Here is a 16,258-nt window from a genome sequence, read left to right as displayed (position 1 = left end):
AATTAGGTTCACCATCGGCCACAGAGCCGCTAAAAGACGGAAAACCACTGTAAACCTGCGGAGCGGTCTCAGGATGAACACCCCAAAACCTGTCGTATTGTGCATTCTGGATGGGTGGGGCCTGCGCGATGACCCTCAGGGCAACGCGCCCCTTCTGGCAAAGACCCCGCATATCGACCGGATCATGCAAAGCTGCCCTTCGGCGACGCTGACCACCTTCGGGCCTGATGTGGGTCTGCCACAGGGGCAGATGGGCAACTCCGAGGTGGGGCATACCAATATCGGGGCTGGTCGTGTCGTCGCGATGGATCTGGGACAGATCGATCTTGCGATCGAGGAAGGCGCGTTTGCCACCCATCAACCGTTGCTGGACTTTGTCGAGACGCTGAAACAGACCGGCGGCACGGCGCATGTGATGGGGCTTGTCTCTGATGGCGGGGTGCATGGGCACCTGACGCATATGATTGCCGCGGTGCGTGCGCTGCGGGCGCAGGGTATTCCGGTGGTGATCCATGCGCTGACCGACGGGCGCGATGTCGCGCCGCGCTCGGCCTTGGGCTATTTCGAGACGCTGCAAGCCGCCTTGCCCGACGGGGCGCGTATCGCGACCGTCTCGGGGCGCTATTACGCGATGGACCGTGACAACCGCTGGGACCGCGTTGCCAAAGCCTATGAGGCGATCGTGCAGGGCAAGGGCAGTGCCGCCCCAACCGCCCGCGATGCGGTGAATGATGCCTATGGTCTGGACGAAAACGATGAATTTATCACGCCCACGGTGCTGGAGGGCTACACCGGCGTGCAGGACGGGGATGGGATCTTCTGCCTGAATTTCCGCGCCGACCGCGCGCGCGAAATCATGTCGGCGCTTGCGGATCCGGAGTTTGACGCCTTCGACACAGGTGCGCGGCCTGCGTGGTCTGCGGTCATGGGCATGGCGGAATACTCCGAGGCGCATGGGGCGTTCATGACCACCATGTACCCCAAGCCCGAGATCGTGAACACGCTTGGCGCATGGGTCGCGCAGCACGGCCTGCGGCAGTTCCGCTTGGCTGAGACAGAGAAATACCCGCATGTGACGTTCTTTCTGAACGGGGGCGAGGAAACACCCACAACGGGCGAGGACCGCTATATGCCCAAGTCGCCGAATGTGGCGACCTATGATTTGCAGCCAGAGATGTCTTGCGCGGAAGTCACCGACCGCTTCGTGCAAGCGATCAAGGACCGCTACGACCTGATTGTGGTGAATTACGCGAACCCCGATATGGTAGGGCATACCGGTGATCTTGATGCCGCCATCGCGGCCTGCGAGGCAGTGGATACCGGCCTTGGGCGCGTGCTAGAAGCGCTTGAGGAGGTCGGCGGCGCGATGATCGTCACCGCGGACCACGGTAATTGCGAAACGATGATTGACCCCGAAACCGGCGGGGCGCATACGGCGCATACGCTCAACCCCGTGCCCGTGGCGGTTGTCGGCGGGCCCGATGGGGCCAGCCTGCGCAGCGGTCGTCTGGCCGATCTGGCGCCGACAGTGTTGCAGTTGATGGGGCTGGATCAACCCGCCGAGATGACGGGAAAGTCGCTGCTCGAATGATCCGCCTTTGCGCCCTTGCCCTGATGTTCTGGCCCGTCGGCGTGTTTGCGCAAACCGAGGCGGCAGAACAGGCGCGTCGCGCGATGGCCGACCTTGAAGCGGCCTCTGCCCAGTTGGACGCTGCAGATGGGGCGCGAGACCGCGTGCAGGCGCTGACCCAGACGATTCAGGCGTTTGAAACCGGCCTTGGGGCCATGCGCGAGGGGCTGCGTCAGGCGGCCATCAACGAGGCGCAGCTGAGCAAAAAGCTACAGGCCCGCGATGGCGAGGTCGCGCAGTTGCTGGGCGTGTTGCAAAGCATCGGCGGTAACCCGTCGCCCACCTTGTTCCTGCATCCTGAAGGGCCCGTTGGCACGGCACGCGCGGGTATGTTGCTGGCAGAACTGACACCGGCCCTGAACACCCGCGCCGATGTCTTGCGGCAGGATCTTGAAGACGTGCAGACCCTGCGGGCGCTTCAGACCGATGCGGCACAGCGCTTGCAGGAGGGGCTGACGGAAATCCAGCGCGCCCGGACAGAGCTTAATCAGGCGATGGCCAACCGGACTGATCTGCCCAAACGCTTCAACGAAGACCCGGTGCGCACCGCGATCCTGATCTCGACCTCCGAGACGCTATCGGGGTTCGCCAGCGGCCTGTCCGAGATGACCTCGGACCCGATTGCGGATGCGCCCGCCGATTTCGAAGGGCAGAAGGGCGACCTGACCTTGCCGGTGCAGGGCGTGATCCTGCGCCGTGCCAATGAAACCGATGCGGCGGGGGTGACGCGCCCCGGGATTATCCTCGCGACCCGCCCGCGTGCCATCGTGACATCGCCCACGGCGGCGACAATCCGCTACACCGGCCCGCTGCTGGACCTGGGAAACGTGGTCATTCTTGAACCTCGGGCCGGGGCGTTGTTTGTATTGGCAGGGCTGGATGTGGTTTATGGCGAGGCAGGGCAGGTGATCGGGGCAGAGACGCCGATTGGTCTTATGGGCGGCCCGGCCGGCGTAAATCAACAGGCGCTGTCACCAAATGGTGATGGGGCTGGCGTGGAGCGTTCAGAAACGCTCTATATAGAAGTAAGAGAGAACAATGTTCCGCAGGACCCGTCAGACTGGTTCCGAACTGATAAGGATGGATAAACGATGAAGAAGTTCGTGATGGCTGCCGTGGGCGGTACGCTGGCAGGGGTAATTGCCACGACGCAGATTGCGGGCCCCTTGCTGGCACAGGAAACTGAAAAGAACAGCAACGTTTATGAACAGCTTGATCTGTTCGGCGACATCTTTGAACGCATCCGTGCGCAATACGTCGAAGAGGTCGACACCGAAGAGCTGGTAGAGGCCGCGATCAACGGCATGCTTACCTCGCTTGATCCACACTCCAGCTACCTGTCGCCGAAAGACGCGCTGAAGATGCGCGACCAGACCCGTGGCGAATTCGGCGGTCTCGGCATCGAGGTGACGCAGGAAGAGGGTTTCGTCAAAGTCGTTTCCCCTATTGATGGCACGCCTGCCTCTGAAGCGGGTATCGAAGCGGGCGATTTCATCACCCATGTGGACGGCGAAAGCCTGCTGGGGCTGACGCTGGATGACGCGGTCGAGCTGATGCGCGGCCCGGTGGGATCAGAGATCGAGATCACCGTGGTGCGAGAAGGCGAGACCGAACCCTTCGACGTGTCGCTGGTGCGCGATACCATCCAGCTGACGGCGGTGCGCGCCCGTACCGAAGGCGACGCAGTTGTGCTGCGGGTCACCACCTTTAACGAACAGACCTACCCCAAGCTGAAAGAGGGTCTGGAAGAGCAGGTCAAGGCCGCCGGCGGCATCGAGAATGTCAGCGGCTTTGTCGTCGATCTGCGCAACAACCCCGGTGGTCTGCTGAATCAGGCCATCGCTGTGTCGGATGCTTTCCTTGAAGAGGGCGAGATCGTCAGCACCCGTGGCCGTGATGCCGCGGATGGCGACCGCACCAACGCCACCCCCGGCGATCTGGCCGAAGGCAAGCCGATTGTGGTGCTGATCAACGGTGGCTCTGCCTCGGCTTCCGAGATCGTTGCCGGTGCCCTGCAAGACCACCGTCGCGCGATTGTCGTCGGGACCAAAAGCTTTGGCAAAGGGTCGGTGCAGACGATCATGCCGCTGCGCGGTGAAGGGGCGATGCGCCTAACCACAGCGCGATACTACACGCCGTCGGGCCGCTCTATTCAGGCACTTGGCGTGTCCCCCGACATCATCGTCGCCCAGCCACCGGCACGGCCTGCGGACAACGAGGAAGAGGATGCAACAGCACGTCCCCTGCGGTCCGAAGCAGACCTGCGCGGAAGCCTGAACAACGACAGCCTGACCGACGATCAGGTCGACCAGATCATGGAAGACCGCGCCAAGGCCGAAAAAGCTGCGTCCTTGCGGGAAGAGGATTACCAGCTGGCCTATGCCATCGACATCCTCAAGGGTCTGTCCGCATTGGGCCCGAAGAAGTAAGCGCACCGATCACGCGTTAGCATTAAGGACCGGTCCGCAGATATGCAGGCCGGTCTTTTTTATTGGGCCAAGGGCGGGTGTTCAGCCCAGATAGACCTTGCCTTCGGGGTAGCGCACGCGGGGCACCGATTGCGTCGCCAGAAAGAACCCGATGGTCAGCGGGCCGACGCGGCCCAGAAACATCATCAGCATGATCATCGCGCGGCCGGTGCTATCAAGCTCTGCCGTGGCACCGCGCGACAGGCCGACGGTGCCAAAGGCCGATGTTGCCTCGAACGCGAGGTCGATGAACTCTCCGTCATGTTTGATCGACATGATGAAGATGCCCGTCAGGACCAGAAGGATGCTGATCGTGGTCAGCGCCATGACCTTGAACACTTCATCCGGCCCCATCGACCGACCAAAGGCATGCAGGCTGGTGCTGCGACGGAAGAAGGCCACGGTGGCGAGGATCAGCACGATGAGCGTGGTCACCTTGATGCCGCCCGCCGTCGACGTGCTACCGCCGCCGACCAGCATCAGCGTCATGGTCATCAACGCCGTACTCTCGTGGACCTCTGCGTAATCAAGCGTGTTAAAGCCCGCTGTCCGTGGGGTGACGGCCTGAAACCAACTGGCCCAAAGCTTGCTGCCAAGGTTGCCGAACTGGCCCAAGGTCGCGGGGTTGCGCCATTCAAGTGCTGCAAACAGCGCCCAGGCCAGCAGGATCAGTACCACCGTGCCGGTGAGCATCAGCTTGCTGTGCAGGCTGAGCCGTCGCCAGCTGCGTTTTTCCCAGATATCGGCCAGCACGATGAACCCGATGCCGCCGATGATGAACAGCGCGGGGATCACGACGTTGATAATCGGATCGCTGACCCAGTTACTTAGGCTGTCGGGGAACAGCGCGAACCCCGCATTGTTGAATGCAGAAATGCTTAGGAACACCGAATGCCAAAGCCCCTGCGCCAGACCGAATTCGGGCACGAAGACAAAGGCCATCAAAGCAGCGCCGATAAGCTCTGCCAGAATGGCGATCTTCAGGATCGCCATCACCAGCGAGGTCAGATTGTAGATGCTCGGCTGGTTCAGATCTTCGCGCAGGATAATCCGCTGCGGCATCCCCAAAGGGATACCAAGCGCGGACAGCACCAGAACGGCAAAGGTCATCAACCCCAAGCCGCCCATCTGGATCAAAAGCGCGATGACCGCCTGCCCGAAGCCGGTAAAGGCGGTGCCGGTATCGACCACCGCCAGCCCCGTCACCGTAACAGCAGAGGTAGAGGTGAACAGCGCGTCCGACAGGCTGATCCCCGCAGTATTCGCCAGCGGTGTCCACAGGATCAATCCGCCCAGAACCACCATCGTCAGATAGATCAACACAAGCACGGCGGGCGGGGGCAGAAGCCGCCACGCGCTTTTATGTGACTTTGAAAAGAGTTTCAAAGGCTTGCCGCAAAGCTGCGCAGGTCGGTGCGCTGCCCGAGCAGGATCAACAGATCGTCCCGTTGCAACGTGCAGTCCAACCCGTCGCGCCCGATATATTCGGTGCCCCGCATCACGCCCAGACAGCGCAGGTCGAACTTCTTGCCGTATGACAACGTCTCGAGCGATTTGCCCTCAAGCGCTTCGGGGATGCGGAAGTTGACCACGTGGTACCCGTTCCCGAGGCTGACATAGTCGCGCACCAAGGGGTTGTGGATCACCTGCGCGATATGCTGGCCGACTTCGACTTCGGGGTGGATCACACGGTCGACACCCAGTTTCGACAAGATGCGGTGGTGCGTTTTTGTCTTGGCCTTGGCCCAGATCGTCTCGACGCCCAGCAGTTTCAGGTTGATGGCCGACAGGATGCTTGATTCAAGATCACTGCCCATGGCAACCAGCGCCATCGAACAGTCGCCCAACCCGGCCTCGCGCAGGGCGGCATCATCGCGGGCGTCCACGATAACGGCTTGGCTCAGCTTTTCGACATGGTTGCTGACGCGCTGGTCGTTCAGGTCCACGCCGATCACGTAGTTGCCAAAACGCTGTAGCTCGGTTGCGACCGTAGAGCCAAAGTTGCCAAGGCCGATCACGCCGATAGTCCGTCTTTTCACTGCCATTACGAGGGTCCTCTGAAGGGCTCAGTCTTGCCAAGGGATACATCGCGTCACAGGGGCAAGCAAGCAAGCGCCGTCAGGTCGTTTCGACACAGTGCCGCCGGAACGCACGTTTCAGCATATCAAGTTCGGCGCGCAGCAAATCCACCTCGGCGCGCAAATCGGGGCCGGTGACCTCGTCCCCGATCAGGGTGATGCTGGCCAATGTCGTGCCAGACGCGCGGTCGACCACCAGCAATGTGTGCAGCCCATCGGCGATTGCGGCAGCGGGCACAGGGATGCTGAGCACCCAGTGATCCGAGGACGCGTCATGTTCCAACTGCACCCCCGCGACATCGGCATCGGCGTGGGTGACCACAAGATCGGGTTTGGTATCGTCCGCGCCGGTCACGATCCCTTGCCATGTGCCGTCGCGCATCTGGGTTTTGGTGAGGGTCAGGTTGCTCATGCGGGGCTCCTACAACTGGGCGCGGGGGCGGCGCGAAAAGGTCAGGTCACGCAGCATGATCTGGTTCATTTCGGGCCCTTCAAAAATCAGGTCGATCCAGGCTTTCTCGACGCGTTTTTCGTTCAGGTTGGAATAAGCGAGGTCGAATTCTGCCGTGACCTCGGATTTGTTCAGCGGCAGTTCCTGCACCATTTGTTCGGTGTTGGGCCCGTGGCGGATGTTCAGGCGGGCGAAAATCTCGATCGGTTTTTCCATCTCGATCACAGCGTCCACACGCAGGACATGGGTGCGCTTCATCCCGTCGACGCAATCATCCTGCAGGTCCAGCACCAAAGACAGGAAAGACCCGTCGAAACGGTAGACCTCAAGCCGAAGCCCATAGGGCGCTAGATGGTTTTCTTCGAGGTTGCGGATTTGCCGGACGCCGAGTTCGGACAGGGTGCAGTCGTGGAAAATCGTGACCTCATCGCCCATGGTCGCCTTGGATTGCACCGACGACAGCCCCGATTTGGTCAAGGGCGCGCGCCAAAGCTGCGGGCGCCAGGACCAATCGGTGTTATGGGGCCGAGAGAACTTGTTAGAGCCGATGCGGGGCAGGGCAAGCCGGTCTTCGGCGGTGTAGATCAACTTGTCCAGATGTCGACGCAAGGCGCGTGCTTGGCCTGCTTGTTTGCGCAGCACGGACAGTTCTGTCTGGGGGGCACGGTCGGCTTTGGCGGACCAGCGGCGGGTAAACCGCGCGATCAAGGCGCTGTCGATCAGCTTTTTCCCGAGTTTGCGCATGTGCCTGTTGCCCCGATTACGAATGGGTTGTTGGTCGTACCCTACCGCCTGTGGCGTGAGGGCACAAATGAAATGGGCCAAGAGGCCGGCGCGCTAGTTGCGTTGCGCGACGGTGGTTTTTGCAGGTGCGCTGGCGTCGATGCTGCGGGTGATCAACTGCGTCAGAACCCTTCGGCCAGAGGCGCTGACGATCTCGCCGCGTTCGGGGCCGTAGACGGCGATACCGGCGGTTTGCGTGCCCATCCGTGCGACGCCGCGCCATTGGTTGGGGGAAATCCCACCGACAGGAATACGCCCCTGCGCGCGGAATGTGACGCTTTGGTCGCCTTTCTCCACATCGCTCACATTCTGCAGCGAGGTTTCAGCCGCGATCTGCTGGGCGCTTGGCAGGGAGCCGGGTTTGGACTGGGTCAGGCTGACCGTGATCAACCCACGCGGTGCTGCCCCCGCAGAGGCAGGGGCCCCTAATCCGTCACAGCGTGCAATCACGGCAAAGCGCGCCTCGAGGCTGGTTTGGTCGATGCAGAAACCATCGGGGGCGACCAGTTCGACCCCTCCGGCCATTTTCGCGCGGGACAACGGCGGCTTGGCGGCACCCGAGGACGCGCCAAGCCCCTGACCGCCCTCGCAGGCGGTCAGAAGCATCACGCCAACGGCGGCAAGCGGACCTTTACAGGTCCATATAGTCATGTGTTTCCGCCTTCGCGCCGGGATGCGTCACCGCACCAAGATAGGTTGGGCCCACAAGCTGCGCGTATTTCCACAGTGCGCCGCTTTGATAGTTGGTTTTGCGGGCACCGGGCCAAGCCGCTTTGCGCTCTGCCATTTCCTCGTCCGAGATATCGACCGAGATCGAACCGGTGATCGCGTTCAGCGTGATCATGTCGCCCTGTTTGAGCAAGGCAATCGGTCCGCCATGCGCGGCTTCTGGGCCGACGTGACCAACGCAGAAACCCCGTGTCGCGCCGGAGAAACGGCCGTCGGTGATCAGCGCTACCTTTTTGCCCATGCCTTGACCGGACAGGGCCGCCGTGGTCGCCAGCATTTCGCGCATGCCGGGGCCACCAGCGGGGCCTTCGTTGCGGATCACGAACACGTCGCCTTCGCTGTAGGCCCGGTTTTGCACGGCTTCGAACGCGTCTTGCTCACATTCAAAGATCAGCGCCGGACCGGTAAAGACGATGTCGTCTTCGGACATGCCAGCGATTTTCACGATGGCCCCTTCGGGCGCGAGGTTGCCCTGCAGACCAACGACGCCGCCGGTCTTGCTGATCGGTGTTTCGATCGCGTGGATCACCTTGCCGTCGGCCTCGCGTTCGATCTTGTCGAGCTCTTCACCGATGGACAGGCCCGAGGCGGTGAGGCAGTCATCATGCAGCAGGCCAGCCTTGCGCAGTTCTTTCATCACAACAGGCACGCCGCCCGCGTCATACAGGTCTTTTGCCACATGCGACCCGCCGGGTTTCATGTCGACGAAATAGGGGGTGTCGCGGAAGATGTCGCATACATCGCTGAGGTTAAAGTCGATACCCGCCTCGGCGGCCATAGCGGGCAGGTGCAGACCGGCATTGGTCGACCCGCCGGTGCAGGCCACGATACGCGCCGCGTTCTCGAACGCTTCGCGGGTGCAGATGTCGCGCGCGCGGATGTTCTTTTCGATCAGGTTCATGACGGCTTCACCCGAGGCCGCCGCATAGGCGTCGCGGGATTCATAGGGCGCAGGCATGCCAGAGGAGTTCAGCAGCGCCAGACCGATTGCCTCGGACACGCAGGCCATGGTGTTGGCGGTGAACTGGCCCCCGCAGGCACCGGCTGTGGGGCAAGCGACGCGTTCCAGAACTTCAAGCGCGGCTTGCGACATGCTGCCGTTCTGGTAGTTACCCACGGCTTCGAAAACGTCTTGCACAGTCAGGTCGCGGCTGGCGAAATCAGCAGGCACATCGGCCCCTTCCGGGACTTTGCCCGGCAGGATCGACCCACCGTAGAGGAAGACGGACGGCACGTTTAGCCGCAGCATCGCCATCATCATGCCCGGCAGCGATTTGTCACAGCCCGCGAGACCGACAATCGCGTCGTAGCAGTGACCGCGCATTGTCAGCTCTACCGTGTCGGCAATCGCTTCGCGCGACGCCAGAGAAGAGCGCATGCCCTCGTGGCCCATGGCGATCCCGTCGGTGACGGTGATGGTGGTGAATTCGCGTGGCGTGCCTTGCTGCGCCTTGACGCCGACCTTGACCGCTTGGGCCTGACGGTTCAGCGCGATGTTACAGGGGGCCGCTTCGTTCCAGCAGGTTGCCACACCCACCAGAGGCTGGTGAATCTCTTCTTCGGTCATGCCCATTGCGTAGTAATAGGACCGGTGCGGTGCGCGCTCTGGCCCCTCGGTCACGTGCCGGCTTGGCAGTCTGGATTTATCAAAGCGGGTGTTGGTGGACATGTGGCAGGCCTCCCTGAGTGGACGTTTACACCGGAATAGCCACCCAGCCCTGTCGCTGCAAGGCTCAAGCCACCAGTTGAACAGCGCGGGCTGTGGGCTTAGGTGTTAAATAATCCTTGGCTCTGTGCCGCCCCTAGCGAAAGCGACCCTGCATGGAGCATTCGATTTTTTCCTTTATTTGGAAATACTCCCGTCGTGACCAACTGGTTTTGCTTGTCCTCACGCTGATTACCTTCCCGATCCTCTACATCACCCTCGAACTGCCCAAGCGCATCATCAACGATGCCATTGGGGCAGAGACCGATGTGATCGACGTTTTCGGGATGTCGTTCAGTCAGGTGCAGTTCCTGATGGTGCTGTGTTTTGCCTATCTTTTCTCGGTGCTGATCCACGGCCTGATGAAGATGCGTTTGAACACGATGAAGGGGGTGCTGGCAGAGCGGCTACTGCGTCGCTTCCGCTATCAGTTGATCGCGCGGATGATGCGTTTCCCGCGCAGCTATTTCGAAAACACCAGTCAGGGCGAGCTGGTGTCGATGGTCACCTCGGAGGCAGAGCCGATGGGCGGGTTGATGGGCGATGCGGTCGCCCAACCTGTGTTCCAGGCGGGGCAGATGCTGATCATCCTGCTGTTCCTCTTCCTGCAATCCCCGTGGTTCGGGTTGGCGGGCGTCGCATTGATCCCGTTGCAGGCGTATCTCATCCCGATGCTGCAGCGGCAGATCAACCTGCTGAACAAACAGCGGATCAAGGAAGTGCGGCACCTGTCGTCGGAAATCGGCGAGACTGCCGCCGGTATCACCGATCTGCGCACCAACGGCGGCTGGCGTTACCGTCTGGCGCTGTTCACCGACCGGCTTGGCCAACTGTTCGAGGTCCGCTTCCAGATCTATCAGAAGAAATTCTTCATGAAGTTTCTCAACAACTTCATCACCCAGCTGACACCGTTCTTTTTCTATGCCGTGGGGGGGTATCTTGCGATCAAGGGGCAGATCACGGTGGGCGCGCTGGTCGCGGCCTTGGCGGCCTACAAGGATTTGTCGAGCCCGTGGAAGGAACTGCTGACCTATTATAACCAGACGCAGGACATGTCGCTGCGGTGGGATGTGGTCATTGAACGTTTCGCCCCGCGCGGCGAGATCGACGCGCGCCTGTTCGAAGGCGAGCCCGAAGACGTCCCGCACCTGCGCGGCCCAATTGTGCTGGAACATGTGTCTTTGCGCACGCCGGACGGGAATACGATCCTGGATGATCTGAACTTCGAAATACCCAAAGGCGCGCGCGTCGCGCTTGAGATGCCCAACCAATCCGAACGCAACGCGCTGGCAGAGCTTTTGGTGCGCGAGGCCGTGCCGAGCCGCGGGCGGATCACGATGGCGGGGCATAATCTGGCAGAGCTGCATCAGGCCGTGCTTGCGGCGCGGATCGGCTATTCCGATGCGCACCCCTATCTGTTTCAGGGCACCGTCGGAGACAATCTGCTGATGCCCCTGCGGTCGAGCCCGAAAACCGTCCTCTGGGACCCCAAGAAAACCGACCGCGCCGCGATCGAGACAAAGCGGTCGGGCAATAGTCTGGACAGCACCAAGGCGGATTGGCTGGACCCCGGGCTCGCCGATCTGAGCACCCGCGAGGACATCAACGACTGGTGGTATGAGCTGGCCGGCGCCGTTGGCACACAGGACATGATGTTCCGTCGCATGGCCGCCGATCGCATGGACCCCGAAAAACACCCCGAGCTTGCGGCCCGCGTGGTTGCCCTGCGCGACGAGGTGCACGAGCGGCTGAAAGAGCAAGGGCTGGACAAGGTGGTGCACCGCTTTGACCCAGATCGGTTCAACCCGGCGCTGCCGCTTGGGGGGAACCTGATGTTCGCCGCGCCCATCCGCAGCATCTCGCAGGCGGGTCTGGCGCTTGAACGCAGCTTTCTGGCGATGATCATCGAACAGGGGCTGGCCGAGCAGGGCATCGCGATTTCACAGACGCTCGTAGAAACGTTGCACCAGACCTTTGGACGTGATGGCACCGACCACCCGCTGTTCACCGCGCTCGGCATCGAGGAAGAACTGTACGAACAACTGGTCGATATCGCGCTGCGGCGTCGCGCCAAAGGGGATGAAGCGCTGAGCGAGGATGAATTCTCGTTGCTGCTTACCGTGCCCTTTGCCTTCACGGCCGAACAGATCGGCCCGGCTTTCCCTGCGACCTTCAAGGACGAGATCCTGAAAATCCGTAAGCAGCAGGGGGCCGAGATGCGCGAACGGGCGCGGGATATGTTCGTGCCGATCACACCAGACCAGTATCTGCCGCGTCTGACGATACTCGAAAACGTGTTGTATGGCCGGATTTCCGCCGTGGCGGGGCTTCAGGCGGATCTGGTTCTGGATGTGGTGTCGGACGTGTTCAAGAAACACGGGCTGCAACAGGATGTCGCGCTCAACGTCTTTGATCTGCCGGTCAGCATCGGCGGGTCAAATATCGCGATGATGTTTCAGGGACGCGCCGGATTCAGCCGCGCGGCGATGAAACGACCCGATATCCTGATCCTGAACCAGTCGCTTGCGGGGCATGACGCGGAAAGCTTGCAACGGTTGCGCGACAAGGTCAGCGAACTGCTGCCCGAAACGACCCAGATCTACATGGATAGCTCCTTTGCCAATCCTGACGATTTCGACATGTACATCAAGATCCGTGGCGGGCGGATTGACGGTCTGGCGCAGGTTGATATCCCCAGTCAGGACGACAGCATCTCGGACGATTTGCGACGCAAGCTGCGGATCATCGCGCGCAACGACTTGTTCGGCAACCTCGACCCGCGCAACCAGCGCCTGCTGGCCTTTGCGGCGCAGTGGTACACCGTCGCACAGGGGGAAATGGTCTTTGCTCAAGACCAACGTCCAGATGCGGTCTACCTCTGTCTGTCAGGGAAGGGAGAGCTGAGCTGGCGCGACCCCGAAGGGTTGGCGCATCACGTCTCGACCGTCGAAAAGGGGCGGTTGATCGGTGACCTTTCGGTCATCGTGAACGAGTCGCGGCAGATGGATTTTGTCGCCCTCGAAGACAGCCGTTTCCTTCGGATCGGCGCGGATCAATTCAAGTCGGTGGTTGAAAACGACCGTGTGATCCTGCTGAGCCTTCTACGCACGGTATCAAGCCATCTGACCAACGCCGCCGACTTGCTTCGTGCGGCACGGGTGGATATTCCGCGCGAAGACGAAGCCTTGCCCCCGCCCGTAGGAGATGACCCCGCGTGACCCGATACGCTGCCCACAAAGCCTTTGTCGCCCCTGCGATCCCCTCGGCGGCGCTGTGGCGGCTGATCTTGGGTTTTCTTGCGGCAACCGCGATCTACCTGCTGCTCAACAACCTGATGTTCACCACCCTGTTCAACCTGATGGGGCCGCGTGCGGACGGGTTTTATGACAGCTTGCTGTCAGGCAAGACGCCGATGGCGATGTTCCTGCTGCTTGGCAGCTTCGGGTTGATGATCGTCGGCGTGGCCGTGGTGACACGGGTGATCCACAAACGTCCCGTGCGAGGCCTGATCGGCCCGTCGGGGCTTGTGGTGCCGCAGTTCTGGGCCGTGCTCAAGATGCTGGTGCTGCTTGGTGCGGTGACCTATTTGCTGCCACCGTGGAACCTTGGCGCGCCCTATGTGCCCAACCTCGCGCTTGGCACATGGCTGATGCTGCTGCCGTTTTCGCTGCTCGGGGTGCTGGTACAGGTCAGCGCCGAAGAGATCGTCTTTCGCGGTTATGTCCAGCAGCAGCTGGCGGCACGGTTCACCTCTCCGCTGGTGTGGATGGTGCTGCCGGCCGTGATTTTCGCGCTTGGGCACTATCTTCCCGATCAAGCCGGCGAAAATGCGCTGGTCATAGCACTTTGGGCCGGTGTCTTCGGGATGTTGATGGCCGATCTGACCGCGCGGGCAGGGTCGCTGGGGCCAGCCATTGCAGTGCATTTCTGCAATAATGTCGCGGCGATCGTCATCACCTCTCTGCCCGATGACCTATCGGGTTTGGCGCTGTATCTGACCCCCTTCGGGATGGATGATGTTGACGCGTTGCGCGCGTGGTTGCCCGTCGATTTCGCGCTGATGCTGGTCAGCTGGCTTGCCGCACGGTTGGCGATCCGCCGTTGATTGCAATTTACTGCGCGTCAGCTTATTTGGAAGGCGAAACTGGAAGCAAAGGTTCACCATGAACTGGATCAACAACTACGTCCGTCCTCGGATCAACTCCATCTTCTCGCGTCGCGAGACGCCGGACAATCTGTGGACGAAATGCGAAGAGTGCGGCACCATGCTGTTCCACCGCGAGGTGTCGGACAACCTGAACGTCTGCACCAGCTGTGGTCACCACATGGCGATTACCCCGCGTGAACGCTTCAAGGCGCTGTTCGACGGCGGCATCTTTACCGAAGTCAAAGTCCCCGCGCCGACGCCGGACCCTTTGCATTTTCGCGATCAGAAGAAATACCCCGACCGTCTGAAGGCCGCCCAGAAACAAACGGGCGAAGCCGAAGCGATGCTGGTCGCCACCGGTGAAATCGGCCGCACGCCGATCGTCGCGGCAGGTCAGGACTTCTCGTTTATGGCCGGGTCCATGGGCATGTATGTCGGCAATGCCATCATCGCCGCGGCTGAAAAAGCGGTTAAGCTGAAATGCCCGCTGGTTCTCTTCTCCGCCGCCGGTGGCGCGCGTATGCAAGAAGGCATCCTGAGCCTGATGCAAATGCCGCGCACCACCATCGCCGTGCAGATGCTGAAAGAAGCGGGGCTGCCCTATATCGTCGTTCTGACCCACCCCACGACCGGTGGTGTCACGGCGAGCTATGCGATGCTGGGGGATGTCCAGATTGCGGAACCCAATGCGCTGATCTGCTTTGCCGGCCCACGTGTGATTGAACAGACCATTCGCGAAAAGCTGCCCGAAGGCTTCCAGCGCGCCGAATATCTGCTGGACCACGGCATGCTGGACCGCGTGACTCCTCGCACCCAGATGCGGGACGAGTTGATCGACATCACGCGGATGCTGATGAAGCTGCCGCCCGCGGTGCGCGGCGATCTGCCTGCGCCAACCGAAGGCGGCGATATTGCCCATGCGCTGACGCCAGAACCCGATGCGGCCCCCAAAGCCGAAGCGGCGGAACCCAAGGCGAAATGACGCAGAACACATCGGATGCAGTGCTGGCGCGTATGATGGCGCTGCATCCCAAGATTATCGACCTGACGCTGGATCGCATGTGGCGGCTGCTGGACGCTTTGGGCAACCCCCAGAACGACCTGCCCCCTGTGATCCATATTGCCGGTACCAATGGTAAAGGATCGACACAGGCGATGATCCGTGCGGGGCTTGAGGCGGATGGCCACCGCGTCCACGCCTATACCTCGCCCCATCTGGCGCGCTTTCACGAACGCATCCGCCTTGCCGGAGAGCTGATTTCCGAAGCCGCGCTGACCGAGATGCTGGATGAATGTTACGCCGCCAACAACGGCGAGAGCATCACTTATTTCGAGATCACGACCTGCGCCGCGCTCCTGGCCTTTGCCCGTACTCCGGCGGATTATACCCTGCTTGAGGTCGGCCTTGGCGGGCGTCTGGACGCGACCAATGTGATCGACCAGCCCGCATTGACCGTCATCACGCCGGTGTCGATTGATCACCAACAGTTTCTGGGCACGACCCTGCCGGAGATTGCGGGTGAAAAAGCCGGCATCATCAAACGTCGCGTGCCCTGCGTCGTCGGCCCGCAACAAGATGCCGCGCTCGAGGTGATAGAGACGCAGGCGGCACGCCACCACGCCCCCGTTTTTGCCTATGGTCAGCAGTGGCATGTGGCCCCCGAAGCGGGACGGATGGTCTATCAGGATGACACGGGTTTGCTGGACCTACCCAAGCCTAACCTGTTGGGCGCGCACCAGATTTCCAACGCCGGTGCGGCTTTGGCGGCACTGCGACAATTGGGGGCCTCCGCGCAAGCCTGCGAGGCCGCTGTGACCCGCGCCGAATGGCCCGCCCGAATGCAACGTCTGCGTCACGGGCCGCTGATCGACAGTGCGCCGCAGGCCGAATTATGGCTGGACGGCGGGCATAACCCTGCTGCGGGCGACGCCATCGCGGCGGTGCTAGAAGACATGCCCGCCCGCCCCACATTCCTGATCTGTGGCATGTTGAACACCAAGGATATCGGCGGCTATCTGCACCCGCTGGCCGGTCATGCAGAACAATTGTTCGCCGTCTCGATCCCCGGCGAAGCAGCAACGTTGCCGGCCACCGAAACCGCGCGCGCAGCGATCGACGTCGGCCTGACCGCGCAAGAGGCACCTGGCGTCGCCGAAGCGCTTGCAACCATTGTCGCGAAGGTGCCCCACGCGCGGGTATTGATCTGCGGCTCGCTCTATCTGGCAGGCGCAATTTTGCGGGAAAACGGATAGCCTTTTAACAATTA

At 61.5% G+C, this 16,258-nt stretch carries 13 protein-coding genes; 7 read left to right on the top strand and 6 right to left on the bottom strand.

Translation table 11 applies throughout. The features are described from left to right. Positions 1 to 73 precede the first annotated feature (73 nt). The 3 genes from gpmI to C1J04_RS00990 are packed head-to-tail and all read left to right on the top strand — an operon-like array spanning position 74 to position 4,059. Positions 74 to 1,591: a 2,3-bisphosphoglycerate-independent phosphoglycerate mutase gene (gpmI, locus tag C1J04_RS01000; protein ID WP_009825567.1), complete on the top strand. Its 1,518-nt coding sequence runs from the start codon at positions 74 to 76 to the stop codon at positions 1,589 to 1,591. Next, the gene (locus C1J04_RS00995) at positions 1,588 to 2,718 is read left to right on the top strand and encodes a murein hydrolase activator EnvC family protein (protein WP_005850474.1); all 1,131 of its coding nucleotides are present in this window, start codon (positions 1,588 to 1,590) and stop codon (positions 2,716 to 2,718) included. The genes gpmI and C1J04_RS00995 overlap by 4 nt, the downstream gene beginning before the upstream one ends. A gap of 3 nt (positions 2,719 to 2,721) precedes the next feature. Further along, positions 2,722 to 4,059 carry a S41 family peptidase gene (locus C1J04_RS00990; protein WP_009825566.1) on the top strand — a complete coding sequence of 446 codons (1,338 nt, stop codon included), beginning with the start codon at positions 2,722 to 2,724 and terminating at the stop codon, positions 4,057 to 4,059. A gap of 81 nt (positions 4,060 to 4,140) precedes the next feature. On the opposite strand, the gene C1J04_RS00985 is transcribed toward C1J04_RS00990, so the two are convergent. From C1J04_RS00985 to ilvD, 6 genes are all read right to left on the bottom strand, one after another. Beyond that, positions 4,141 to 5,403: a TrkH family potassium uptake protein gene (locus tag C1J04_RS00985; RefSeq protein ID WP_198009218.1), complete on the bottom strand. Its 1,263-nt coding sequence runs from the start codon at positions 5,401 to 5,403 to the stop codon at positions 4,141 to 4,143. A 77-nt stretch (positions 5,404 to 5,480) separates the two neighbouring features. After that, positions 5,481 to 6,143, bottom strand: coding sequence for a potassium channel family protein (locus tag C1J04_RS00980; RefSeq protein ID WP_005850470.1), 663 nt, complete (start codon positions 6,141 to 6,143; stop codon positions 5,481 to 5,483). Positions 6,144 to 6,216: 73 nt separating this feature from the next. Beyond that, positions 6,217 to 6,588: a hypothetical protein gene (locus C1J04_RS00975; RefSeq protein ID WP_009825564.1), complete on the bottom strand. Its 372-nt coding sequence runs from the start codon at positions 6,586 to 6,588 to the stop codon at positions 6,217 to 6,219. Positions 6,589 to 6,597: 9 nt separating this feature from the next. Continuing rightward, positions 6,598 to 7,371: a DUF6478 family protein gene (locus C1J04_RS00970; RefSeq protein WP_009825563.1), complete on the bottom strand. Its 774-nt coding sequence runs from the start codon at positions 7,369 to 7,371 to the stop codon at positions 6,598 to 6,600. 93 nt (positions 7,372 to 7,464) lie between these two features. Next, positions 7,465 to 8,061 carry a hypothetical protein gene (locus tag C1J04_RS00965; RefSeq protein WP_037953994.1) on the bottom strand — a complete coding sequence of 199 codons (597 nt, stop codon included), beginning with the start codon at positions 8,059 to 8,061 and terminating at the stop codon, positions 7,465 to 7,467. Then, entirely contained in the window at positions 8,042 to 9,808 is a 1,767-nt protein-coding gene (gene ilvD, locus C1J04_RS00960) for a dihydroxy-acid dehydratase (protein ID WP_009825561.1), read from the bottom strand. Before ilvD ends, C1J04_RS00965 begins: the two co-directional genes overlap by 20 nt. 152 nt (positions 9,809 to 9,960) lie before the next feature. On the opposite strand from ilvD, the gene C1J04_RS00955 reads away from it, so the two are divergent. Genes C1J04_RS00955 through C1J04_RS00940 form a run of 4 tightly spaced genes read left to right on the top strand, consistent with a single transcriptional unit; the run spans position 9,961 to position 16,244 of the window. Next, positions 9,961 to 13,062: an ABC transporter transmembrane domain-containing protein gene (locus tag C1J04_RS00955; RefSeq protein WP_009825560.1), complete on the top strand. Its 3,102-nt coding sequence runs from the start codon at positions 9,961 to 9,963 to the stop codon at positions 13,060 to 13,062. Then, positions 13,059 to 13,949, top strand: coding sequence for a CPBP family intramembrane glutamic endopeptidase (locus C1J04_RS00950; RefSeq protein WP_009825559.1), 891 nt, complete (start codon positions 13,059 to 13,061; stop codon positions 13,947 to 13,949). The genes C1J04_RS00955 and C1J04_RS00950 overlap by 4 nt, the downstream gene beginning before the upstream one ends. A 58-nt stretch (positions 13,950 to 14,007) precedes the next feature. Beyond that, positions 14,008 to 14,973, top strand: coding sequence for an acetyl-CoA carboxylase, carboxyltransferase subunit beta (accD, locus tag C1J04_RS00945; RefSeq protein WP_005850460.1), 966 nt, complete (start codon positions 14,008 to 14,010; stop codon positions 14,971 to 14,973). Then, positions 14,970 to 16,244 carry a bifunctional folylpolyglutamate synthase/dihydrofolate synthase gene (locus tag C1J04_RS00940; protein ID WP_009825558.1) on the top strand — a complete coding sequence of 425 codons (1,275 nt, stop codon included), beginning with the start codon at positions 14,970 to 14,972 and terminating at the stop codon, positions 16,242 to 16,244. Before accD ends, C1J04_RS00940 begins: the two co-directional genes overlap by 4 nt. The last annotated feature ends 14 nt before the right edge of the window (positions 16,245 to 16,258 follow it).

The organism is Sulfitobacter sp. SK025 (genome assembly GCF_003352105.1).
Classification (GTDB): domain Bacteria; phylum Pseudomonadota; class Alphaproteobacteria; order Rhodobacterales; family Rhodobacteraceae; genus Sulfitobacter; species Sulfitobacter pontiacus.
The sequence above is the reverse complement of the archived record's forward strand: the minus strand, read 5'-3'. Positions and strand labels throughout refer to the sequence as shown.

Coding starts and splice junctions, on each gene's coding strand:
- C1J04_RS00955 (WP_009825560.1), top strand. CDS start 9,961: ATGGAGCATTCGATTTTTTCCTTTATTTGGAAATACTCCCGTCGTGAC.
- ilvD (WP_009825561.1), bottom strand. CDS start 9,808: ATGTCCACCAACACCCGCTTTGATAAATCCAGACTGCCAAGCCGGCAC.
- C1J04_RS00965 (WP_037953994.1), bottom strand. CDS start 8,061: ATGACTATATGGACCTGTAAAGGTCCGCTTGCCGCCGTTGGCGTGATG.
- C1J04_RS00975 (WP_009825564.1), bottom strand. CDS start 6,588: ATGAGCAACCTGACCCTCACCAAAACCCAGATGCGCGACGGCACATGG.
- C1J04_RS00980 (WP_005850470.1), bottom strand. CDS start 6,143: ATGGCAGTGAAAAGACGGACTATCGGCGTGATCGGCCTTGGCAACTTT.
- C1J04_RS00995 (WP_005850474.1), top strand. CDS start 1,588: ATGATCCGCCTTTGCGCCCTTGCCCTGATGTTCTGGCCCGTCGGCGTG.
- accD (WP_005850460.1), top strand. CDS start 14,008: ATGAACTGGATCAACAACTACGTCCGTCCTCGGATCAACTCCATCTTC.
- C1J04_RS00985 (WP_198009218.1), bottom strand. CDS start 5,403: ATGGTGGTTCTGGGCGGATTGATCCTGTGGACACCGCTGGCGAATACT.
- C1J04_RS00970 (WP_009825563.1), bottom strand. CDS start 7,371: ATGCGCAAACTCGGGAAAAAGCTGATCGACAGCGCCTTGATCGCGCGG.
- gpmI (WP_009825567.1), top strand. CDS start 74: ATGAACACCCCAAAACCTGTCGTATTGTGCATTCTGGATGGGTGGGGC.
- C1J04_RS00990 (WP_009825566.1), top strand. CDS start 2,722: ATGAAGAAGTTCGTGATGGCTGCCGTGGGCGGTACGCTGGCAGGGGTA.
- C1J04_RS00940 (WP_009825558.1), top strand. CDS start 14,970: ATGACGCAGAACACATCGGATGCAGTGCTGGCGCGTATGATGGCGCTG.